Source organism: Jiangella aurantiaca (assembly GCF_004349105.1).
GTDB lineage: Bacteria > Actinomycetota > Actinomycetes > Jiangellales > Jiangellaceae > Jiangella > Jiangella aurantiaca.
The window spans coordinates 41,582-64,862 of sequence record NZ_SMLB01000015.1 but is presented as its reverse complement, the minus strand read 5'-3'; the positions used below and the strand labels follow the sequence as shown (position 1 = coordinate 64,862).

At 74.0% G+C, this 23,281-nt stretch carries 16 protein-coding genes; 15 read left to right on the top strand and 1 reads right to left on the bottom strand.

Going from position 1 to position 23,281, the window contains the following annotated elements; all coding sequences use genetic code 11:
- Nucleotides 1-209 precede the first annotated feature (209 nt).
- The 15 genes from clpX to E1262_RS13130 all read left to right on the top strand — a co-directional run bounded on the left by clpX (nucleotide 210) and on the right by E1262_RS13130 (nucleotide 22,285).
- On the top strand, nucleotides 210-1,505 hold the full coding sequence (gene clpX / locus E1262_RS13200) for an ATP-dependent Clp protease ATP-binding subunit ClpX (protein ID WP_132103600.1): 1,296 nt from the start codon (nucleotides 210-212) through the stop codon (nucleotides 1,503-1,505).
- A gap of 53 nt (nucleotides 1,506-1,558) precedes the next feature.
- A complete protein-coding gene (locus E1262_RS13195) occupies nucleotides 1,559-3,139 on the top strand; it encodes an N-acyl-D-amino-acid deacylase family protein (RefSeq protein ID WP_132103599.1) in 1,581 nt (526 codons plus the stop codon).
- Nucleotides 3,140-3,268: 129 nt separating this feature from the next.
- On the top strand, nucleotides 3,269-4,867 hold the full coding sequence (locus E1262_RS13190; RefSeq protein ID WP_132103598.1) for an ABC transporter substrate-binding protein: 1,599 nt from the start codon (nucleotides 3,269-3,271) through the stop codon (nucleotides 4,865-4,867).
- On the top strand, nucleotides 4,864-5,871 hold the full coding sequence (locus E1262_RS13185; protein ID WP_203453829.1) for an ABC transporter permease: 1,008 nt from the start codon (nucleotides 4,864-4,866) through the stop codon (nucleotides 5,869-5,871). Before E1262_RS13190 ends, E1262_RS13185 begins: the two co-directional genes overlap by 4 nt.
- Nucleotides 5,871-7,766: a dipeptide/oligopeptide/nickel ABC transporter permease/ATP-binding protein gene (locus E1262_RS13180; RefSeq protein ID WP_132103597.1), complete on the top strand. Its 1,896-nt coding sequence runs from the start codon at nucleotides 5,871-5,873 to the stop codon at nucleotides 7,764-7,766. Before E1262_RS13185 ends, E1262_RS13180 begins: the two co-directional genes overlap by 1 nt.
- On the top strand, nucleotides 7,763-8,734 hold the full coding sequence (locus tag E1262_RS13175) for an oligopeptide/dipeptide ABC transporter ATP-binding protein (RefSeq protein ID WP_132103596.1): 972 nt from the start codon (nucleotides 7,763-7,765) through the stop codon (nucleotides 8,732-8,734). Before E1262_RS13180 ends, E1262_RS13175 begins: the two co-directional genes overlap by 4 nt.
- Nucleotides 8,731-12,093 carry a serine hydrolase gene (locus E1262_RS13170; RefSeq protein WP_132103595.1) on the top strand — a complete coding sequence of 1,121 codons (3,363 nt, stop codon included), beginning with the start codon at nucleotides 8,731-8,733 and terminating at the stop codon, nucleotides 12,091-12,093. The genes E1262_RS13175 and E1262_RS13170 overlap by 4 nt, the downstream gene beginning before the upstream one ends.
- Nucleotides 12,094-12,096: 3 nt before the next feature.
- Nucleotides 12,097-13,032 carry a serine hydrolase gene (locus E1262_RS13165; RefSeq protein ID WP_132103594.1) on the top strand — a complete coding sequence of 312 codons (936 nt, stop codon included), beginning with the start codon at nucleotides 12,097-12,099 and terminating at the stop codon, nucleotides 13,030-13,032.
- Between the two features lie 149 nt (nucleotides 13,033-13,181).
- Nucleotides 13,182-14,315, top strand: a complete 1,134-nt coding sequence (locus E1262_RS13160) for a M20 family metallopeptidase (RefSeq protein WP_132103593.1) — start codon at nucleotides 13,182-13,184, stop codon at nucleotides 14,313-14,315.
- 32 nt (nucleotides 14,316-14,347) lie between these two features.
- The gene (locus E1262_RS13155) at nucleotides 14,348-15,178 is read left to right on the top strand and encodes a GNAT family N-acetyltransferase (protein WP_203453828.1); all 831 of its coding nucleotides are present in this window, start codon (nucleotides 14,348-14,350) and stop codon (nucleotides 15,176-15,178) included.
- Nucleotides 15,175-16,284 (top strand): o-succinylbenzoate synthase, encoded by a 1,110-nt coding sequence (menC, locus tag E1262_RS13150; RefSeq protein WP_203453827.1) that lies wholly within the window; start codon nucleotides 15,175-15,177, stop codon nucleotides 16,282-16,284. Before E1262_RS13155 ends, menC begins: the two co-directional genes overlap by 4 nt.
- Nucleotides 16,285-16,387: 103 nt before the next feature.
- Nucleotides 16,388-18,019 (top strand): PucR family transcriptional regulator, encoded by a 1,632-nt coding sequence (locus E1262_RS13145; protein ID WP_132103591.1) that lies wholly within the window; start codon nucleotides 16,388-16,390, stop codon nucleotides 18,017-18,019.
- 11 nt (nucleotides 18,020-18,030) lie between these two features.
- Nucleotides 18,031-19,713, top strand: coding sequence for a metallophosphoesterase (locus E1262_RS13140; protein WP_132103590.1), 1,683 nt, complete (start codon nucleotides 18,031-18,033; stop codon nucleotides 19,711-19,713).
- A 218-nt stretch (nucleotides 19,714-19,931) separates the two neighbouring features.
- Nucleotides 19,932-21,368, top strand: coding sequence for a GuaB1 family IMP dehydrogenase-related protein (locus E1262_RS13135; RefSeq protein ID WP_132103589.1), 1,437 nt, complete (start codon nucleotides 19,932-19,934; stop codon nucleotides 21,366-21,368).
- Nucleotides 21,362-22,285, top strand: a complete 924-nt coding sequence (locus E1262_RS13130) for an NADP-dependent oxidoreductase (RefSeq protein WP_420810524.1) — start codon at nucleotides 21,362-21,364, stop codon at nucleotides 22,283-22,285. Before E1262_RS13135 ends, E1262_RS13130 begins: the two co-directional genes overlap by 7 nt.
- Here E1262_RS13130 and E1262_RS13125 read toward each other — a convergent pair whose 3' ends face one another.
- On the bottom strand, nucleotides 22,286-23,257 hold the full coding sequence (locus E1262_RS13125) for a ketopantoate reductase family protein (protein ID WP_132103587.1): 972 nt from the start codon (nucleotides 23,255-23,257) through the stop codon (nucleotides 22,286-22,288). It lies immediately after the preceding gene.
- Nucleotides 23,258-23,281: the final 24 nt, after the last annotated feature.

Genomic DNA, 23,281 nt, shown 5'->3' with positions numbered 1-23,281 from the left:
GCGCCCGCCCGCGACGCGCCGGGTTCGATCCGGTCTCCGGGTGCCCGTTTGTCCATCAGACGTTGTAACGTCGAAGGCAACGCAGGGCTCGCGAGGGCCGGCGATACGCACGACGTCGATCCGCGACGTGGGCCCGACACCAACGGCCCGCCCCGTGGATCCTCGGCCGCACGGCCGAGATCGCAACTGTAGACGGAAGGACGTACCGCGTGGCACGCATCGGCGACGCTGACCACCTGCTCAAGTGCTCGTTCTGCGGTAAGAGCCAGAAGCAGGTGAAGAAGCTCATCGCAGGCCCCGGGGTCTACATCTGCGACGAGTGCATCGATCTGTGCAACGAGATCATCGAAGAGGAGCTCAGCGAGACCGCCGAGGCCGGCGGGCTCTCCGAGCTGCCGAAGCCGCGCGAGATCTACGAGTTCCTCGAGCAGTACGTCATCGGCCAGGACGTCGCCAAGAAGGCGCTCTCCGTCGCCGTGTACAACCACTACAAGCGGGTCCAGGCGCGCCAGTCCGCCGCCGCCCGCGGCCACGGCAAGGACGACACCGTCGAGCTGTCGAAGTCGAACATCCTGCTCATCGGCCCGACGGGGTGCGGGAAGACGTACCTGGCGCAGACGCTGGCGAAGATGCTGAACGTGCCGTTCGCCATCGCCGACGCCACCGCGCTGACCGAGGCCGGGTACGTGGGCGAGGACGTCGAGAACATCCTGCTCAAGCTGATCCAGGCCGCGGACTACGACGTGAAGAAGGCCGAGACCGGCATCATCTACATCGACGAGGTCGACAAGATCGCCCGCAAGAGCGAGAACCCGTCGATCACCCGCGACGTGTCCGGCGAGGGCGTGCAGCAGGCGCTGCTGAAGATCCTCGAGGGCACCACCGCCAGCGTCCCCCCGCAGGGCGGGCGCAAGCACCCGCACCAGGAGTTCATCCAGATCGACACCACGAACGTGCTGTTCATTGTGGGCGGCGCGTTCGCCGGGCTGGACGACATCATCCAGGGCCGCATCGGCAAGCGCGGCCTGGGCTTCGGCGCGCAGATCCAGTCCAAGTCCGAGCGCGACGCGGTGAACACCTTCGGCGAGGTGATGCCGGAGGACCTGCTGAAGTTCGGGTTGATTCCGGAGTTCATCGGCCGGTTGCCGGTCATCACGACGGTGTCGCCGCTGGACCGGGCGGCGCTGATCCGCATCCTGTCCGAGCCGCGCAACGCGCTGGTGAAGCAGTACATGCGGTTGTTCGAGCTCGATCACGTGGAGCTGGAGTTCACCGACGACGCGACCGAGGCGGTCGCGGACCTGGCGTTGCTGCGCGGCACCGGGGCGCGCGGGTTGCGGGCGATCCTGGAAGAGGTCCTGCTGCACGTGATGTACGAGGTGCCCTCGCGCGACGACGTCGCCCGGGTGGTCATCACCCGCGACGTGGTCGAGACCAACGTGCTGCCCACCCTCGTCCCGCGCGAGGGCCCGCGCAAGCGCGAGCGCCGCGAGAAGTCCGCCTGACGTTTGGCCGATCCGACGAACACGCAGGACCCCACCTGCGGTTGAATCCGCCCATGAGCGAGACACTCGTCCTGCGTGGCGGCACCGTGTTCGACGGCCTCGGCTCACCCGGCGTGGTGGCCGACGTCGTCATCGCCGACGGCGTGATCCGCGCGGTCGGCGCCGCCGGCGAGCACGACGCCGCCGCCGGCGCCCAGGTCGTCGACTGCGACGGCCTGTATGTCGCGCCGGGCTTCGTCGACGCCCACTCCCACAGCGACATGGTCCCGCTGATGGACGACCCACAGCCGTTCAAGCTGCTCCAGGGCGTGACCACGGAGGTGGCCGGCAACTGCGGGTTCAGCTTCGCCCCGCTCGACGAGGCGTCGGCCGCCGTCGTCCAGGAGATGTACGGCGAGCTGGGCTGCGACCTCCCGCCGCGACCGGGCTCCTTCGCCGCGTTCCTCGACCTCGTCGAGAAGCACGGACCCACCAACCACCTGGCCTACCTCGTCGGTCACCACACGCTGCGGCTCACCGCCAACGGCGCCGGCGACGACCTGCGCCCCGGCGCCGTCGAGCACATGCAGCGGCTGGCCGCCGAGGCGTTCGAGGCCGGCGCCGTCGGCTTCTCCACCGGCCTCATCTACCCGCCCGGCTGCTTCGCCGAGCAGACCGAGCTGGAGGCGATCGCCCGGGTCGCCGGCGCCTACGGCCGCACCTACGCCACGCACATGCGCGACGAGGGCCGCTACGTCGAGGACGCCATCGACGAGGCGGTCGCGGTCGCCCGGGCCGGCGGCGTGCGGCTGCAGATCTCGCACTGCAAGGCGGCCGGGCGGGCCGCGCACGGCAAGAGCGCGGCCCTGCTGGAGCGCATCGAGTCCGCCCGGCTGGCCGGCGTCGACGTCATGGGCGACCAGTACCCGTACCTCGCCGGCGGGACGGTGCTGCTCGCACTGCTGCCCAACCGCGCGGCCGAGGGCGGGGCGGCGGCGATGACGGCGCGCCTGTCCGACCCCGCCTACCGGGTCGGGTTGCGGGCCGACGCCGAGCGCGGCGACCCCGGCGACGGCATGTGGGCCAACACGACGCCGGCGCAGGTCATCGTCACCGGCCACCGCGACCCGGACGCCGTCGGCCGCACCATCGCCGACCTCGCCACCGCTCGTGGCCAGGCGGAGCACCCGTTCGACACCCTCTGCGACCTCGTCGTCGAGGACCCGGCCGCGATGATCGTCGTGGAAATGATGGCCGAACCGGACGTGCGCGCGATCATGGCCAGCCCGCTGGTCGGCATCGGCTCGGACAACGGCCCGCCCATGGGGCTGCAGCACCCGCGCACCTACGGCTGCTTCCCGCGGCTGCTCGGCACGTACGTCCGCGACCAGCGGGTGCTCACCTGGGAGGAAGCGATCCGCAAGGCGACGTCGCTGATCGCCCGCCAGTTCGGGCTGGCCGGCCGCGGCGTGCTGCTGCCCGGCGCGCACGCCGACGTGACCGTCTTCGACCCCGAGCGGATCGGCCACGCGGGCACCTACACCGACCCGGCCGTGACGCCGGACGGCGTGGAGACCGTCGTCCTGGGCGGCCGGGTGGTCGTCGACGGCGGCGGCTTCACCGGCGAGCGGGCCGGCCGCGTGCTGCGCGCCTGAGCAGCCGCCGCGACGCGTCGGTAGGGGCCGACGAGTTCTGCCGCCCGGGGTCGTCGGATCGGACAAAGACGTGACCCGGGTCACGGGGCCAGGCTGTGCGGACCACCTGCTCTCTCGAAGGAGTTGGTCATGCGCATCGCCCCAGCGCTCGCCGCGGCCCTGGCAGTCGTCCTTGCCGCCTGCGGCGGCTCCGACGGCGGGGACGGTCCCAGCGAGGCGGGCGGTAACGCCGAACCCGTCGTCGACGGGACGTTCACCACCGCGGTCGCCGCCGACCCGGGCAACCTGCATCCGCATCTGACGGTGCTCGCGGCGACCCGCGCCATCGACAACTACCTGTACGACAAGCTGGTCTACTTCACCGTTGACGGTGAGGAGCTGCCCTGGCTGGCGGAGTCGTGGGAGGTCACGCCGACCACCGTCACGTACACACTGCGCGACGGCGTGACCTGCACCGACGGTACGCCGCTGACGGCAACCGATGTGGCGGCGAACTTCCAGTTCGTGGTCGACGAGGCGAACGTCTCCCCGGTGCGCGGCGTGCTGGTCCCGGCCGAGATGACCGCGACCGCCGACGACGCCGCCCGCACCGTCACCATCACCACGCCCGCGCCCGACCCGTTCCTGCTGCAGAGCACCGGCGACCTCTTCATCGCCTGCAAGGCCGGCCTGGACGATCCGTCGCTGTTGGAGGAGGACGGCATCGGCACCGGGATGTTCGAGCTGACCGAGGTGGTCCGCGACGACCATTACACGTTCCAGCGCCGCGACGACTACACCTGGGGTCCCGACGGCAGGACGGCCGTTGAGCCCGGCACGCCGGCCACCGTGAACATCCGCGTCATCGCGAACGAGTCGACGGCGGCGAACCTGCTGCTGTCGGGCGAGCTGAACGCCGCCTCCGTCGTCGGGCCGGACCGCCAGCGGCTGGAGCAGCAGTACGAGCAGGTCACCATGCGTGCGGTCGTCGGCGAGCTGTTCTTCAACCAGGCCGCGGGCAACCCAGGCGCCGACGACGCCGTCCGCGCGGCGCTCGCCCAGGCGCTGGACTTCGAGGAGCTCATGTCGGTGATCACCGGTGGCTACGGGCAGCGGTCCGAGGCGCTCGCCGTCATCGACCCGGTGGCCTGTCGCTACGACGCCGTCGACGGCCACCTGCCGGCGCAGGACAGCGAGGCGGCCGCCGCAGCCCTCGACGCGGCCGGCTGGACGGCGGGCTCGGACGGCGTGCGCAGCAAGGACGGCGCATCGCTGCAGCTCGAGCTGATCTACAACAGCACCCGCGGTGACACCACCGCGGCGGCGGCCGAGCTCATCGCGGCGACGTGGACGGAGCTCGGCGTCGCCGCCACCACCCGTGGACTGCCGCCGACGGAATACAACGAGGTGGTCTTCGGCACCGGGTCGTGGGGTGCGGCGCTCCTGCCGGTGAACCTGCGGCTGCCCAGCCAGATGGTGCCGTTCCTCTCCGGTCCGCCGCCGGCCGACGGCGGGGTGAACCTCGCCTCGATCGACAACCCGGGGTACGCGGCCGCCGTCGCCGAGGCGATGACGCTGCCCGGCCAGGAGGGCTGCGACAAGTGGCAGGAGGCGGAGGAGGCGCTGTTCGCCGAGAACGACGTGCTGATCTTCGCCGACGAGACCGTCCCGATCTTCCTGGACGGCGTCACCGTCGAACGCGGCGGCGACGGCCCGATCCCGGCGACGATCCGGCTGACGGCCTCGTGACGGCACCCGTCGCCGCACCGCCCGCGCCCACGCGGACCCGGGTGCCCGCGTGGGCCGGCAACCCGTGGGCGGGGTTCCTGCTGCGCCGGCTGGGCCGGCTGCTGGTGTCGCTCGCGGTCCTGGTGACGCTGGCGTTCGGGATGATCCACCTGATCCCCGGCGACCCGGTGCGGGCGGCGCTCGGCGTCACCGCGCCGCCGGACCTGGTGGACGCGCGGCGCGAGGCGCTCGGTCTGAACGACCCGCTCGGCGTGCAGTTCGTGGACTACGTGCGGTCGCTGTTCTCCGGCGACCTCGGCGTCTCGATGACGTCCGGCGTGCCAGTGTCGGAGACGATCGGCCAGCGGCTGCCGGCCACCGCGAGCCTGGCGGTGGCGGCGTTCGTCGTGGTGATGCTCGCGGCGATCCCCCTCGGCCTGGCGATGGCAGTGCTCACCCGCGGCGGGCGGCGCCGCAGCACGGAGCTCGGGTTCACGTCCACCAGCGCGGTGGTCACGGCGATCCCGGAGTTCCTCCTCGCCGTCGGCCTGGTGTTCGTGTTCGGCGTGACACTCGGCTGGTTCCCGGTGGCCGGGCGGAGCGACGCGGCGTCGTACGTGCTGCCGGTGGTGGCGCTGGCGCTCGGACCGGCACTGCTGATGGCCCGCATCGTCCGGGTCGAGGCGCTCGCGGTGATGGACGAGGACTTCGTCCGCACCGCCCGGGCGAAACGGCTCCCGCCGCTGCGGGTGTACCTGCGCCACGTCTTCCCGAACGCGCTGACCTCGACGCTGACCATCGGCGGGCTGCTGCTCAGCGGCATGATCGTCGGCACCGTGCTGGTCGAGAACGTGTTCGCCTGGCCGGGCATGGGGATGACGATCGTCTCGTCGATCCTCGCCAAGGACTACCCGGTCGTGCAGGGCATCGTGCTGGTCTACGGCGCCGCGGTGCTGCTGATGAACCTCGTCGTCGACGTGCTGCTGGCGGTCGCCGACCCGCGGTCGACCATCAGGGAGGGCTGATGGGACGCGAACAGTGGCAGGCCGCACTGCGCAACCCGGTCGGCGCGGTGGCGGCGGGCCTGCTGGTGGTGCTGGCGATCCTGGCCGTGGTCGCGCCGATCGTGTGGGGCGACGCGGCCGAGGAGACCGACCCGGCGGCGCTGTCGCAGGGCTCCACGTCCGAGCACGTGCTGGGCACCGACACGCTCGGCCGCGACATCCTGCTGCGCGTCCTCGTCGCGACGCGGTACTCGCTCGGCCTCGCGCTGCTGGCCACCGCGATCTGCGTCGTCGCGGGCGTGATCCTGGGCGTGCTGCCGGCGGTGCTCGGACGGCGGGCCGGCCGGCTGGTGACGGCGGCCGTGAACCTCGCGGTCGCGTTCCCCGGCCTGCTGCTGGCGCTGTTCTTCGCGGTGATCTTCGGGGTCGGCGCGCGCGGCGCGGTGCTGGCGATCGGCCTTGCCGGCGCGCCGTCGTTCGCCCGGCTGGTGCAGACGAACGTGGCCGCGGTGGCCGGACGGGACTACGTGGCGGCCGCGCGGGTGGCGGGGGTGGGCCGGTTCCGGCTGATCGCCCGGCACCTGCTGCCGAACATCGGCGAGCCGCTCGTGGTCAACGCGACCGTCATGGCGGGCACCGCGCTGCTGTCGTTCGCCGGACTGTCGTTCCTGGGCCTGGGCGTCCAGCCGCCGGCCTACGACTGGGGCCGGCTGCTCGGCGAAGGGCTGGACCGCATCTACATCAACCCGGCCGCGGCGCTGGCCCCCGGCGTCGCCGTCATCGTCGCCGGGCTCGCCTTCACCCTGCTCGGCGAGTCGATCGCGCAGGTAGTGGGGGTGCGCGCGGTGCGACGGCGGACGGTGCCGGAGCCGGCGCCCCAGGAAGCGGCCGTCGCCGAGGCCGAGCCGGACGCCGTGCTCGCCGCCGACGACCTGCGCGTCGCCTTCCCCGCGCCCGGCGGCGGCTGGACCCACCCCGTCGACGGCGTCCGCCTCACCGTCCGCCGCGGCGAGACCGTCGGCATCGTGGGGGAGTCCGGCTCCGGGAAGAGCCTCACCGCGCTCGCCGTCGCCCAGCTGGCCCCGGACGCCGCACACGTCACCGCGCAGCGGCTGGAGGTGGCCGGCGTCGCGCCGCTCGGCCGCACCGGCGCCGAGGTCCGCGAGCTGCTCGGCACTAAGGTCGCGATGGTGTTCCAGGACCCGATGACCTCGTTCAACCCGTCGATGCGGGTGGGCCGGCAGCTGGCCGAGGTGACCCGGGTGCACGAGCGACAGGGCCGGCGCGCCGCCCTGGCCCGCGCCGTCGACCGGCTGCGTACCGTCCGCGTCCCGGCGCCGGAGCGGCGGGCGCACCAGTACCCGCACGAGTTCTCCGGCGGCATGCGCCAGCGCGCGATGATCGCGATGGGCCTGATGAGCACTCCGGAGCTGATCATCGCCGACGAGCCGACCACCGCGCTCGACGTCACCGTGCAGCGGCAGGTGCTCCGGCTGCTCAAGGACGTGCAGGCGGACACCGGCGCGGCCGTTGTGCTGATCTCGCACGACATCGCCGTCGTCGCGCAGCTGTGCGAGCGGGTCGTCGTCATGTACGCCGGTCGCGTGGTCGAGGAGGTGCCGGTCGAGCGGCTCGGCCAGGCCGCGCACCCGTACACCCGCGCGCTGCTGGCCTCCGTTCCGGACCTCGCCACCGACCGCGACCGGCCGCTGGCCACCATCGCCGGCCGCCCTCCGGACCCCGCGGACCGGCCCGAGGGCTGCGCGTTCGCGCCCCGCTGCGAGTTCGCCGACGACGCCTGCCGGGTGCGGCCGGGTCTGGCCGCCGTCGCGCCGGACCAGCGGGCCGCCTGCTGGCATCCGCGCAGCCAGCCGCTGAACCTGGCGCTGGACGCCGTCACGGGAGGCCAGGCATGAGGGAGCTGTCGTTCGAGGGCACGACGGTCCGGTTCGGGACCGGCCGGTCCGCGCTGACCGCGGTCGACGGCGTCGACCTCACCGTCCCGGCGGGCTCGGTGGTGGGGCTGGTCGGCGAGTCCGGGTCCGGCAAGTCGACGCTGGCCAAGGCCGCTGTCGGGCTGGTCCCGACGGCCGGCGGCGAGATCCGGCTGGACTGCGCCCCGCTGCGGACCCGCCGCGACCGGCGCAAACTGCAGCTGGTCTTCCAGGACCCGCACGCCTCGCTCGACCCGCGGATGACCATCGGCGAGTCGATCGCCGAGGCGGTGCCCGTCCGGCGCCGCCGCGCCGCGCGGACCGCCGAGGTGGCCCGGCTGCTGGAGCTGGTCGGCCTGAACCCGGCGCGGGCTCGATCGCTGCCGTCCGGGCTGTCCGGCGGGCAGCGGCAGCGGGTCGCGCTGGCCCGTGCCCTGGCCGCCGAGCCCGAGGTGGTGCTGGCCGACGAGATCACCTCCGCGCTCGACGTCTCCGTGCAGGGCTCGGTGCTCAACCTGGTCCGCGACCTGCAGCGCCGGCTCGGCCTGACGATGCTGTTCATCTCGCACGACCTGTCCGTGGTGCGCTACGTCAGCGACGTCATCGCGGTCATGTACCTGGGCCGCATCGTCGAGGCCGGCCCGGCCGACGCCGTCCTGTCCGCACCGCGGCACCCGTACACCCGCACGCTGCTGGACGCCGCGCCGGCATTCGGCGTCGCGCTGGACGACCCCGTCCCCGCCGACGACCCGCGCCTGGACGCCGAGGCGCCGTCGCCGCACGACCCGCCGCTGGGCTGCCGGTTCCACCGTCGCTGTCCGATCGGTCCCCTGACCCGGCCGGAGCGCACGATCTGCGCCGAGACCGACCCGCAGCCCGGCGCGGCCGACCGGCCGCACCGGGCCGCCTGCCACTTCGCCGCCGAGATCCTGGAGGTGCCGGGCCGATGACCCGACCGCTGACGCCGGACGACGTCGTCGGCCTGACCGTCCCCGCCGAGCCGGCGCTGTCGCCCGACGGCACGCGGGTCGCCTACGTCCTGAAGGGCAGCGACGCCGAGGCCGACGAGAACGCGTCGTCGCTCTGGCTGGTGTCCGCGGACGGCGGCGAGCCGCGGCGGCTCACCCACGGTCGAGCGGACGCCTCGCCCGCGTGGTCGCCGGACGGCACGCGGCTCGCCTTCCTGCGCGCCGCCGACGGGCCGCCGCAGCTGTGGCTGCTTCCGGCGTCCGGCGGCGGCGAGCCCGTGGCGCTGACGGACCTGCCGAAGGGCGCCGGCGCGCCGGTCTGGAGCCCCGACGGCACCCGGATCGCGTTCACCGCCGCCGTCGACACCACCGGCCAGGCCGACACCGACCCGATCGTGCTGGACCGGCTCGGCTACAAGGCCGACGGCGCCGGGCTGCTGCGCGGCCTGCGCCAGCACGTGCACGTGGTCGACGTCGCGACCGGCGAGACGACGCGGCTGACGGACGGCGACTGGAGCGCCGGCCCGCCCGCGTGGTCGCCGGACGGCGCCCGGCTCGCGTTCCCGGCGGTGACGGCGGCGGACGCCGACCTGACCGGCGCGTCGGCCGTCTACGTGGTGCCGGCCGGCGGCGGCGCCGTCAAGCGATGGCAGCCGACCGCGAGGTCTGACGCCAGTCCCGATGAATTGGGCGAGCCCGTCGGAGAGCTGCGCGCCGCCGGCCCGGTGACGTGGACCCGTGACGGCGGCGCGCTGGTGGTCGTCGGCCAGACGGAGGTCGCGGTCGCGCACAACCGGCTGTTCCGCGTGCCGCTGGACGGCGGTCCGGCGACCGACCTGACCGCGGACCTGGACCGCAACGTCATGCCCGGCGGACCCGGCTATCCCGGCGGGCTGCCGCAGCTCGCGGGCGACGGCGGCACGATTGTGTTCTGCGCCCGCGACCGCGGCTGCACGCACGTCTACACCGTCCGCGTCGACGGGGGGCCGGTGCGGCCGCTGCTCGGCGGGTCCGGGCGGGTCGTGTCGGGGCTGGCCGTGGCCGGGCAGCGCGCCGCCGTCGTCGTCGCCGGGCCCGGCTCGTACGGCGAGGTCGCGCTGGTCGACGTCGCGACCGGCGCCGAGACGACGCTGACCGCGCACTCGCCGGCGGACCTGGATCTGCCGGTCGCCGAGGAGTGGGTCTTCACCGTCTCCGATGGCACCGAGGTGCACGGCTGGCTGCTCCGCCCGCCCGGCGCGGCCGCCGCGGGCCGGCCGGGCCCGCTGCTGCTGGACATCCATGGTGGCCCGCACAACGCGTGGAGCCCAGTACCTGACGGCGGGCACTCCTACCACCAGCTGCTGGTCCAGCGGGGCTGGTCGGTGCTGCTGCTCAACCCGCGGGCCAGCGACGGCTACGGCGCGGCGTTCTACTCCGCGGCCGTCGGCCAGTGGGGGCTGGCCGACGAGCGCGACTTCCTGGAGCCGCTGGACCAGCTGGTCGCCGAGGGCGTCGCCGACCCTGACCGGCTGGCCGTCACCGGATACAGCTACGGCGGCTACATGACCTGCTGGCTGACCGGCCGCACCGACCGGTTCGCCGCCGCGATCCCCGGCGGGGTGCTGACCGACATCACCAGCTTCGCCGGCACCTCCGACGCCGGGCACTACCTGGCCGCGTACGAGACCGCCCTCCCGTTCGCCGACCCCGAGCGGGCCGCCGCGCAGTCGCCGTACACCAACGTCGCGCACGTGACGACGCCGACGCTGATCCTCCACGGCCTGGCCGACGACCGCTGCCCACCGGGACAGGCCGAGCAGTGGTTCGCCGCGCTGCGCGCCCGCGGCGTGCCGGCCCGGCTGGTGCTCTACCCCGGCGCGTCGCACCTGTTCATCCTGGCCGGCCGCCCGTCGCACCGGCTCGACTACGCCCGCCGCATCGTCGACTGGGCCACCCAGCACACCTCGAAGGAGAGCCCGATGACGACCCGAACCACCACCCTGGATCGCGACCACTGGCAGCGGCGGCTGGACGAGCTGGCCGAGCGCTACCGAGTACCCGGCGCCGCCCTGGGCATCGCCCGCGGCGACGAGACCCTGGAGCTGGCCTACGGCGTCACGAACGTCGACACCGGCGTCGAGGTCACCACCGACACGCTGTTCCAGATCGGCTCGATCACCAAGGTGTGGACGGCGACGGTGGTCATGGCGCTGGCCGACGCCGGCAAGCTGGACCTCGACGAGCCCGTCGTCACCTACCTGCCGGAGCTGCGGCTGGCCGACGACGACGCCACGGCGCGGGTCACCATGCGGCACCTGCTCACCCACACCAGCGGCATCGACGGCGACTTCTTCCTCGACACCGGGCGCGGCGACGACTGCCTGGAGAAGTACGTCGCGGCGCTGGCCGGGCTGCCGCTCAACCACCCGCTGGGCGCGACCTGGTCGTACTGCAACTCCGGGTTCACCACGGCCGGCCGGGTGATCGAGAAGCTCACCGGCCAGACCTGGGACGCCGCCATGCGCGAGCTGCTGTACACACCGCTCGGGCTGACCCACACGGTGACGCTGCCCGACGACGCGCTGCTGTACCGGACCGCCGTCGGCCACGTGCATGAGGAGGACGAGCCGTTCCGCCGGGCACCGGTCTGGGTGCTGCCGCGGTCGGCCGGACCGGCCGGGCTGATCGCCGCCACCGTCGCCGACGTGCTCACCTTCGCCCGGATGCACCTCGCCGGCGGGGTGGCCGCCGACGGCACCCGCGTGCTGGCCGAGGGCACCGCCGCCGCCATGCAGGAGGAGCAGGTCAAGCTGCCCGACCCCTACACGCTGGCCGACTCGTGGGGGCTCGGCTGGTTCCGGCTGGACTGGAACGGCACCCGGCTGTTCGGTCACGACGGCAACACCATCGGCCAGTCCGCGTTGCTGCGGGTGCTGCCCGAGAAGGACATGGCCGTCACGCTGCTGACCAACGGCGGCCACACCCGCGACCTCTACGAGACACTGATCCGGGAGATCGTCCGTGAGGCCGGCGGCGTCGAGATGGCCACGCCGCTGGGCCCGCCGGCCGAGCCGGTCGAGGCCGACATCGCCCCGCACGTGGGCACGTACGAGCGCACCAGCGTCCGGCTGGACGTCTGGCAGGCCGAGACCGGGCCGAAGCTGCGGCTGACCAGCACGAGCGAGCTGGCGGGGCTGGACGACGAGCCGAAGGAGCTGGACCTGGTGCCGGTGCGCCAGGACCTGTACGTGACCCGGCTGCCCGGCAACGAGACGTGGATGCCGGTGACGTTCTACCAGCTCGCCGACGCCACGCCGTACGTGCACCTCGGGGTGCGCGCGACGCCGAAGGTCTCCTGAGACGTGGGGGACGTCGAGGGGGAACTCCGGGAAGCGTTCGCGGCGGCCGGCGTGGCCGGGCTCCTGCACGCGGCCGACCTGGGCGCGGACGGCGCCGAGGTGGGCGTGGACCCGGACGCGGCGGTCGTCACCGCGAGCGTGTTCAAGATCCCCGTGCTGGTCGAGCTGTGCCGGCAGTTCGCGACCGGCGAGCGGGCGCCGACGGACCGGCTGCGGGTGCCGGCCGGGTCGCGGACGCTCGGCCCGACCGGGCTCTCGGTGATGTTGGACGACGCGGACCTGTCGCTGCGCGACGTCGCGTACCTGATGATGAGCGTCAGCGACAACCACGCCACCGACGCTTTGATGGCGCTGCTCGGCCGCGAGCGCATCAACGCCGGGATGGCGGCGCTCGGGCTGTCCGGGACGGTGCTCGAGGAGGACTGCGCCGGGCTCTTCCGCATCATCGAGGAGGACGGCCTCGATGGGGTGCTGAACCCCGAGAAGACCAACCGCAGCACGCCGCGCGAGACGACGACCCTGCTGCGCCGGATCTGGACCGCCGACGGGCTGCCGGAGCAGGCCTGCGCCGAGATCCGCCGGATCATGGGACTGCAGGTCTGGCCACACCGGCTCACGTCGGGCTTTCCGGACGATGATGTAAGGGTGAGCGGCAAGACAGGCACGCTGTCGCACGTGCGCAACGAGGTGGGCGTCGTCGAGTACCCCGACGGCGGGACGTACGCGGTCGCGGTGTTCCTGCGGCTGCCGGGGCGCGAGTTCCGCAACCCGGCCGCCGACCGCGTCATCGGCACGGCCGCGCGGATCGCCGTCGACCACCTGCGGGCGGCGCCCAGGGAGGCTCCTGCGGCACCGACGGGGAGGTCCCGCCGAGTCGTCGGTCCAGACCGATTGCCGAGTGGTGCGAAGGAGGTGTCGCCGCGTGGGCCGACCGGCTGATGTCCCCAGGGAGGCTCATGCGGCACCGACGGCGACGCGGGGCCGGAGGTCCCGCCGAGTTGTCGGTCCAGACCGATTGCCGAGTGGTGCGAAGGAGGTGTCGCCGCGTGGGCCGACCGGCTGATGTCACAGTGAGCACCGTCGCGGCGATGACCGCCGACCTGCGCACGCTGGTGGAGTGCGAGTCGCCGTCGGCCGATCTCGCGGCGGTCGCGGCGTCGGCGGACGTCGTCGCCGAGTTGGGCGAGCGGCTGACCGGCCTGGCGCCGGAGCGGATCGTCGTCGAGGGACGGACGCACCTGCGCTGGCGCTTCGGGCCGCCCGGGGTGCTGCTGCTCGGCCACCACGACACCGTCTGGCCGGTCGGCTCGCTGGTGGCCCACCCGTGGCGGGTCGAGGACGGACGGGTGTACGGGCCGGGCTGCTTCGACATGAAGGGCGGGCTGGTGCAGCTGTTCCACGCGCTGGCCGGGCTGTCGTCGCTGGACGGGATCACCGTGCTGGTCACCGGCGACGAGGAGCTGGGCGCGCTGACGTCGCGGCCGCTGCTGCACGAGGAGGCGGCCCGGGCGGACGCGGCGTTCGTGCTGGAGGCCTCCGCCGACGCCGGTGCGCTGAAGACCGCGCGCAAGGGTGTCGCCTGGTACGAGGTGCGGGTGACCGGCCGGGCGGCGCACGCCGGGCTGGAGCCCTGGGCCGGCGTGAACGCGGCGGTCGAGCTGGCGCACCAGATCCAGGCGATCGCCGCGCTGGACCGCGGGCCGCACGGCGCCACCGTCACACCCACCCTCAGCGCCGCGGGCACCACCGCGAACACCGTCCCGGCGATGGCGTCGGTCCACGTGGACGCGCGGATGCCGACCGCGGAGGAGGCGTTGCGCGTCGACGACGGCTTGGCCGCGTTGCGTCCGATGCTGGACGGCGCCCGCGTCGAGGTGGTGCCCGGGCCGCGGCACCCGCCGTTCGAGCCGTCGTCGTCGGCGTCGCTGTTCGCGCTGGCCAGGGAGGTGGCCGATGGGCTGGGTCTGGGGCCGCTGGCCTCGGCACACGTGGGCGGCGCGTCGGACGGGAACATCGTCGCCGGCGACGGCACCCCCACGCTGGACGGGCTGGGCGCTGTCGGGGCCGGGGCGCACGCGCCGGGCGAGTACGTCGTCGTCGACGAGCTGCCGCGGCGGGCCGCGCTGCTCGCCGGGCTGGTCGACGCGGTCCGCGGCGGCTCCTGGCCGGGCTCGTCGGCCCGCACGAACCCGGCGGCAGTGGATCGGGCCGGACGACCATGACCGGCGCCCCGGAGCGGAGGATCATCGACGACATGGCTGCTCAGCCCGCCACCGTCGCCCGACTGACCATCCGCGAGCTGTCCGCGCTCGGCGACCTCGAAGAGGTCTATGCGCTGTTCGACAGCATCTGGCGGCCGGACCGGTCCAACCCGCCGGTCACCGTCGAGCACCTGCGGGCGCTGGCGCACGCCGGCAACTACGTCGCCGGTGCCTACGACGGCGACGATCTGATCGGTGCCTGCGTCGGGTTCTTCGCCGCGCCGCCGGGCCGGTCGCTGCACTCGCACGTCGCCGGCGTCTCGTCCGCCGCTCGCGGCCGGCACGTCGGGTTCGCGCTCAAGGCGCACCAGCGCGAGTGGGCGCTCGAGCGCGGGCTCAGCGAGATCACCTGGACGTTCGACCCGCTGGTCCGCCGCAACGCCTACTTCAACCTGGCCAAGCTGCAGGCGCGGACGAGCGACTACCTGGTCGACTTCTACGGCGACATGGACGACGCGATCAACGGCGGCCAGGGCAGCGACCGGCTGCTGGTGCGCTGGCAGCTGGACGCGCCGGAGGTGGTGGCGGCCTGCGCGGCCGGCGGCGGGACCGGTGCCGTGGTGCCGCCCGACGCGGTCGCGGCGCTGACGGAGTCGGCGTCCGGGCGGCCGATGGTGGCACCGCGGTCGGCGTGGGCGCGGGCGCCGCGGCTGCTGGTCGCGACGCCGCCGGACATCGAGGCGCTGCGCGGCACGGACCCGGTGACGGCCCGGCACTGGCGCGCGGCGATGCGCGATGTGCTCGGCGGCGTGCTGGGCGAGGGGGCGCGGGTGGCCGGGTTCACTCGGTCCGGGACGTACGTGGTGGAGAGGACGGACGCGTGAAGATCACCGGGTTCGAGCTGCGCCGCATCGCGATGCCGCTGGTGGCGCCGTTCCGCACGTCGTTCGGCGTCGAGACCGAGCGCGACGTGCTGCTGGTTCGCGCCGCCACCCCCGACGGCGACGGCTGGGGCGAGTGCGTCGCGATGAGCGAGCCGCTGTACTCGCCGGAGTACGCCGACGGCGCGGCCGACGTCATCGCCCGGTTCCTGGCACCGCGCCTGCTGGCCGCCGGCGAGGTCGGGCCGCTGGACGTCGCGCGGCTGCTGGAGCCGGTGCGCGGGCACCGGATGGCCAAGGCCGCGCTGGAGACGGCCGTGCTGGACGCCTGGCTGCGGGCGCGCGACGAGTCGTTCGGGTCGTACCTCGGCGCCGTGCGCGACCGCGTTCCCGCCGGTGTCTCCGTCGGGATCATGGACTCGATTCCGGCTTTGATCGATGCCGTCGCCGGCTACCTCGACCAGGGCTACCTGCGGATCAAGCTGAAGATCGAGCCCGGCTGGGACGTCGAGCCGGTGCGGGCGGTGCGGGAGCGGTTCGGGTCCGAGGTGCTGCTGCAGGTGGACGCCAACGCGGCCTACACGCTGGCCGACGCGCGTGTCCTGGCCGCGCTGGACGACTTCGACCTGCTACTGATCGAGCAGCCGCTGGCCGAGGACGACCTGCGCCAGCACGCCGAACTGGCGCGGCTGCTCCGGACGCCGATCTGCCTGGACGAGTCGATCGAGTCGGCCAAGGACGCCGCCGACGCGCTGCTCCTGGGCGCCTGCCGCATCATCAACGTCAAGCCGGGCCGGGTCGGCGGCTACCTGGAGGCGCGGCGCATCCACGACCTCGCGCAGGCCCACGGCGCCGCCGTCTGGTGCGGCGGGATGCTCGAGACCGGGCTGGGCCGGGCGGCCAACGTCGCGCTGGCCGCGTTGCCCGGGTTCACCCTGCCTGGCGACACGTCGGCGTCGGACCGCTACTTCGCCCAGGACGTGACGTCGCCGTTCGTCCTGGAGGACGGCCACGTGGCCGTACCCACCGGCGCGGGCCTCGGCGTCGAGCCGCTGCCGGACGTGCTGGTGTCCCTCACGACGTCGACCACCTGGCTCCCGGCCGGCTGACGACCCGGGCATTCGTCTGGGCACACCAACGGGTCGGCGCGGATTGTAGAGTTCGACGAACTCCTGCCCGTCGTCCAGGTGCTTGGGTTCAGAGGTGTTGCGCATGACCCTGCGACCGAGGGCCACGCTCGGCCGTGTCCTCGACGACCTCGGGTCGACGCTGCTCGAGGTCGTGGCCGGGCGCGTGGACCCGGGCCGGTCGGTCGGCGGGGTGGTCATCCACGACCCGCTCGACCCGCCGGCCATGCCGGACGACGCGCTGGTGCTGGGGGTCGGGCTGGCGGCGTCGGCCGAGATCGCCGACGTCGTGCGCGCGGTCGCCGCCGAGGGCGCGGTCGGGCTGGTGCTGCGGGTCCCGGTCGACATCGACGCCGACGTGCGGCAGGCGGTCACCGAGGAGGGGCTGGTGCTGTTCGGCCTGACCCGCGGCGCCTCGTGGGCCCAGGTGGCGGCGCTGCTGCGGAGCTTGCTGGCGCTGGACGACCTCGGCGGGGTCGACGACCAGACGCTGGCCGGCGCCGGGGCGGGCGACCTGTTCGCGCTGGCCGGGGCGGTGTCGGCGCTACTGGACGCGCCGCTGACGATCGAGGACCTCAACTCGCGGGTGCTGGCGTTCTCCGCCGACCAGGAGCGCGCCGACGAGTCGCGCAAGGAGACCGTCCTCGGCCGCCAGGTGCCCGAGCGGTACCTGCGCCAGCTGGAGCAACAGGGGGCCTTCCGCGCGCTGTACTCGTCCGACCGTCCGGTGTTCCTGCCGGAGATCGACGGCGCGGAGCTGCCGCGGGTGGCGATCCGGGTCCGCGCCGGCGACGAGATCCTCGGCTCGATGTGGGCGGCGGTGAAGGAGCCGCTGAGCGCCGAGCGCGAGCAGGCGTTCGTCGATGCCGCCAAGCTGGTGGCGTTGCACATGCTGCGGCACCGCGCCGGCGCCGACGTCGGGCGGCGGCTGCGTGCGGAGCTGGTCGCGACGGTGCTCGAGGGCGGCCCGGCGGCGGGCGACGCGGCCAGCCGGCTGGGCCTGGCCGGCGGGCCGGCCTGCGTGCTCGCGCTGGCCGTGCCCGGCGAGGAGACCGAGCCGTCCAGCGCCGAGGCCGACCTGCAGCGGGTCGCCGGCGCGTTCGCGCTGCACCTGGCCGCCGTCCACCCGCGGTCCGCGGTCGCGCCCGTCGGCGGCGTCGTCTACGGCGTCATCCCGCTGGCCGGCGACGGCGACGGCGCGGACCTGCGGGCGGTCGCCGTCGCCGAGGAGTTCCTGAGCCGAATAGGCGCCCGCAGTCACGTCGTCGTCGGCATCGGCGGCGTCGCGGCCGGGCCGGCCGAGCTGCCGCAGTCGCGCGCCGACGCCGACCGCGCGGTCCGGGTTCTGCGTACCCGGCGGGCGGGGTCGCGGGTCGCCCGGCTCACCGACGTGCAGATCTCCGCGTTCCTGCTCGAGCTGGGCAGCGCCATGGCGGCCGAGCGGCGGGTGCCGTCGGGGCCGGTCGCGCGGCTGGCGGCCTACGACCGGCGGCACCGGTCGCAGATGGTCGCGACACTGCGCGCCTGGCTGGACGCGTTCGGCGACGTGACGGCGGCCGCGGCGGCCACGCACGTGCACGTCAACACGTTCCGGTACCGGCTGCGGCGGGTCGGCGAGATCGGCGGCCTGGACCTCGCCGACCCCGACGCGCGGTTCGCTGCCATGCTCGAACTGCGGCTGCGCGCGATGGTTGATCAGCACCCGGCGGGCTCGTAGGGTGACCAACCATGCCTGAACCCGCGCCCCGTCCGCGCGACCTCAGCCCGGCGGAGACCGGGTTCGTGCGGCAGCGGCCAGTGGCCTGGCTCAACCCCGGCCTGCTCGCCGGCACCGCCGTCCGCGTCCTGCTCGCGTACCTGTTCGGCGGCTACCTCGACAAGCGCGAGCTGCAGGCGGCGCTGCCGGATCGCGCCTTCGACCACTCCGCCGCCGACGAGCTGTGGTTCGACTACACCGCCGACGTCGGCGACGGCTTCGACGCCACCTTCTCGGTCGCGTCGCTGCTGGCCCGGCCGGAGCTGATGCTCGAGGACGGCCGGCTGCTGCCGCGCGGGTCGCTGTTGGTGCTGGGTGGCGACCAGGTGTACCCGACGGCGTCCAGCCCGGCCTACGAGAACCGGTGGAAGGGCCCTTTCCGCGCCGCGCTGCCCGACCTCGCCGTCGACACCCCGTCGCTCTACGCGCTGCCCGGCAACCACGACTGGTACGACGGGCTGACGGCGTTCCTGCGGCTGTTCGCGCAGGGCGACACCATCGGCGGCTGGCGCACGCGCCAGGCGCGCAGCTACTTCGCGCTGCAGCTGCCGCACCGCTGGTGGCTGCTGGCCGTCGACATCCAGCTGTCGTCGTACATCGACGAGCCGCAGCTGGACTACTTCCGCCGCGTCGCCGAGCGGCTGACGCCCGAGGACCGCATCGTCCTGGTGCCGGCCCAGCCGTCGTGGGCGAAGACGCACGAGCGGCCCGACGCCTACGACAGCGTCGACTACTTCATCCGGACCGTCATCGAGCCGACCGGCGCCCGGATCCCGCTGCTGCTGGCCGGCGACATGCACCACTACGCACGGTACGCCGGTACGGGCCCGGACGGACGCGGCCGCCAGCTGGTGACCTGCGGCGGAGGCGGCGCCTACCTCGTCGGCACCGACCATCTGCCCGACGCCGTCGCCGTGCCGCCGGAGGAGACGATCGCCCGGAGGCACAGCACTCCGCAGCGCTACGAGCTGGCCGCGGCGTACCCGTCGCAGGGTGCGTCGCGGCGGCTCGGCTGGCAGGTGTTCGCCCGGCTGCCCCGGCTCAACGCCGGCTTCGTCGGGCTGCTCGGCCTCGTGCAGACGCTGCTCATGCTGGCCTTCGTCACCTCGCACGACGATTGGATCACTCCCGCGACGGTGACGGGCGTGGCCGCGGTGCTCGCAGGGACGGCCGTGTTCACGCTGGTCCTCGGGGTGCGCACCCGCAAGCACATGATCGCGGCGGTGGCACATGCGGTGCCACACGTGGCGCTGGCTGCCGGGGGAGCGGCGGTGTGGTCGGCGCTGCCGCTGTCGGAGCTGCCGAACCCGTGGGCGACGCTACTGGCCTTCGTCGTCTACGGGCCGGTCATCGGGCTGCTCGACAGCTGGATGGTGTGCGTGTACCTGCTGGTCGCACGGTACGTCGATGTCAACGTCAACGAGCTGTACGCGGGCCTGGGCATCGAGGACCACAAGAGCTTCCTCCGCTTCCACATCGGCCGCGACGGGTCGCTGACGATGTACCCGGTGGCGGTCGAACGCGTGGCGCACCGCTGGCGGGCCGATCCGGACGGCGCGCCGGGCTCGCCGTGGATCGTCCCCGCCGACCCGCTGCACGCCACCCTCGCCGAGCCGCCCGTCCTGGTCGACGGCTCGCGGGGCGGCGCTGAGTAGGGCGCCGCTCTCGCGATGGGTGAGGGCACCGTTCGCCGGTGTCCACGTGGTGAGATTTCAACGGCGTTTCGGGGGCCATCATGGGGTTTTCTGGAGCGTCACTATGCCTGCAATCGTGTTGAGGGTCGGGTAATCCTGGTGATGGGGTAGCTCGGGCAGCACAGATCCCTCACTCATCCGCTGGGTAGGCTGGAGCTCTGCCAGCCGGGGGAGGCGACATGCGGTTCCTGCACGACCGGGTCCCCGACCCGGACCTCACCTACAGCGACGTGTTCCTCGTGCCGAACCGGTCTCAGGTCGGTTCGAGGCTCGACGTCGACCTCACCACCGCCGACGGCACCGGGACCACGATCCCGCTGGTCGCCGCGAACATGACAGCGGTGTCCGGGCGCCGGATGGCCGAGACGCTGGCCCGCTGCGGCGGCCTCGCCGTCATCCCGCAGGACATCCCACCCGACGTCGTCGCCGGCGTCATCGCATGGGTGAAGCGCCGGCACACCGTCTACGACACCCCTCTCACCATGCCGCCCGACGGCACCGTCGGCGAGGCGTACAACCTGCTGCCCAAGCGCGGCCACGGCGCCGTCATCGTCGTCGACGACGGCCGCGCCGCGGGCGTGGTCACCGAGGCCGACTGCCAGGGCGTCGACCGCTTCACCCAGCTGCACTCGGTGATGTCGCGCGAGCTGCTGACACTGCCCGACGGCGTCGCGCCCGAGGACGCCTTCAACCAGCTGCACGACGGACGGCACCGGCTCGCCCCGGTGGTCGGACCCGACGGCCGCATCGTCGGCATCCTGACCCGCGAGCGGGCGCTGCGTGCGACCTTGTACCCGCCGGCGCTCGACGACGCCGGCCGGCTGCGCATCGGCACGGCGGTCGGCATCAACGGCGACGTCGAGGGCAAGGCGAAGGCGCTGCTGGCCGCCGGCACCGACGTGCTGGTGGTCGACACCGCGCACGGCCACCAGGAGCGCATGCTCGACGTCCTCAGGCGGGTCCGGTCGCTGGACCCGCAGGTGCCGCTCGTCGCCGGCAACGTCGTGACCGCCGAGGGGGTCAGCGACCTCGTCGCGGCCGGCGCCGACATCGTCAAGGTCGGCGTCGGGCCGGGCGCCATGTGCACCACCCGCATGATGACCGGCGTCGGCCGGCCGCAGTTCTCCTCCGTCCTCGAGTGCGCCCGGCGCGCCCGCGAGCTGGGCGTCCACGTCTGGGCCGACGGCGGCGTGCGGCACCCGCGCGACGTCGCGCTGGCGCTGGCGGCGGGCGCGGACAACGTGATGATCGGCTCCTGGTTCGCCGGCACCTACGAGTCGCCCGGCGACGTGCTCCGTGACGGCGAGGGGCGGATGTACAAGGAGAGCTTCGGCATGGCGTCGGCCCGCGCGGTCCGGCTGCGCACCGCCGAGGACTCCGCGTTCGAACGGGCCCGCAAGGGCATCTTCGAGGAGGGCGTCTCGCAGGCGCGCATGTACCTGGAGCCGTCGCGGCCCAGCGTCGAGGACCTCGTCGACACCATCGTCGCCGGGGTGCGCAGCGCCTTCACCTACGTCGGCGCGGGGACGATCGAGGAGTTCCGCGAGCGCGCCGTCGTCGGTGTGCAGAGCGCCTCGGGGTACACCGAGGGGATGCCCGTGGACGTGAGCTGGTGACCACCGCCCTCGCCGTCCGGTACGCCCGGTACGGCGACCCGAGTGTGCTCTCCGTCGACGCCGTCGAGGTGCCCGAGCCCGGACGGGGTCAGGTGCGGGTCGCGGTGCGTGCCGCCGGGGTCAACCCGTACGACAGCAGGGCGCGGCGTGGCCTCCACTCGAGCGACGACGCGCCGCGGGCGCCCGCGCGTGTCGGCCTGGAGTGCGCCGGGACCGTCGATGCGCTCGGCCCGGACGTCGCGGCGTGGGCGCCGGGCGACGCCGTGTTCGGGCAGGCGCACGGGTCGGCCGCCACCCACGTCGTCGTGCCGGTCGACGCGCTGGTGGCCAAGCCCGAGTCGCTCTCGTTCGAGCAGGCCGCCGCCCTGCCTGTGGCCTGCGAGGCGGCGTACCGGGCGATCCGGTTGCTCGACGTCCGGGCCGGCGACACCCTGCTCGTGCATGCCGCCGCCGGCGCCGTCGGGCTGGTGGCGAGCCAGCTGGCGCTGGTCCGCGGCGCCAGGGTCGTCGGCACCGCGGGCACGGCGAACCACGAGTTCCTGGCGTCGCTCGGGATCGAGCCGGTGCTGTACGGCGACGGGCTGGCCGCGCGCGTACGCGCGATCGCGTCCGGCGGCGTCGACGCCGTGCTGGACGCGTCCGGGCGGGGCGTGCTGCCCGTCTCGATCGAGCTGGCCGGCGGCCCGGAGCGGGTCGTCACCATCGCCGACGGGTCCGCGTCGCAGTACGGCGTGCGGGCCAGCTGGAGCGCGGACCTGCCGCTACCGCAGGTGTTCGAGGCGGTCTTGCCGCTGATCGAGAAGGGCGCCGTCGAGCTGCCCGTCGCCGCGACGTTCCCGCTGGAGCAGGTGGCGGCCGCCCAGACGCTCAGCGAGACCGGCCACGTACGCGGCAAGATCGTCCTGACGGTCGGCTGATCAGGCCCGCAGCCGCGCCAGCAGCTCGCTCGCGGGTACCGACCCCGGCGCGACCCGTTCCCGGGCGGCGACGACCGCCAGCTGCCGGACCAGCTCGTTCGCCGGCGCCGGCACGCCGTGCAACCGAGCCAGCAGCACGATCTCGCCGTTGAGGTAGTCGGCCTCGATCGACCCGGTGCCGCGCAGCAGGCTCTGCACCGACGATCCGCCGCCGGGTGCCTGGCCCCCGAACGGCGGCATCCGCAGGATGTCCCCGCGCCGGGCTCGGTCGGTCTCCTCGTCGATGACGTCGATGGCGGCCGCCGCCAGCACCGCCTCGGCCTCGGCCCGCAGCAGCGCCATCACTTCCTCGGCGTCGGCGTCGTCGACCCCGCACAGCGCCGTCACCGCGTTGCCGAGGTTCATCACGAGCTTGCGGTACTTCCACCGCATGATGTCCTCGCGCGGTTCGGAGACGAAGCCGGCCTTGGTGAACGCCGCCGCCACCGACCGCGCGACATCGTCGACGCCCGCGGGGTAGCGGCCGAGGTCGAGGATCCCCGGCACCGGCGCCGACCGCGCCTGGACGACGCCCGGCTCGACGTGTGCCGCCGGGAACATCACGTGGACGCCATATACGTGCGAGAACAGCCGCAGCGCCAGCCGCTCGTTCGCCACGCCGTTCTGGGCGCACACGACCGGCGTCGACGGCTCGGCGACCGCGCGCAGCGCCCCGAGCGCGGCCGAGGTGTCCTGGCTCTTCATGGTGAGGATCACGACGTCGCCGGGCTCCACGCCGGCCTCCGCCGGCGACTCGTACGCCGCCACCGGCACCGTCGTCGTGCCCTCCGGCGACTCGACCCGCAACCCGCCGGACCGGACGGCGGACAGGTGCGTGCCGCGGGCGATGAGCCGGACGTCGCAACCGGCCGTGTGCAGGCGTGCGCCGAGGACGCCGCCGATGGCACCGGCGCCGTAGATCACGTAGGCCATGGTCGTACGGTATCGAGGGCGCGT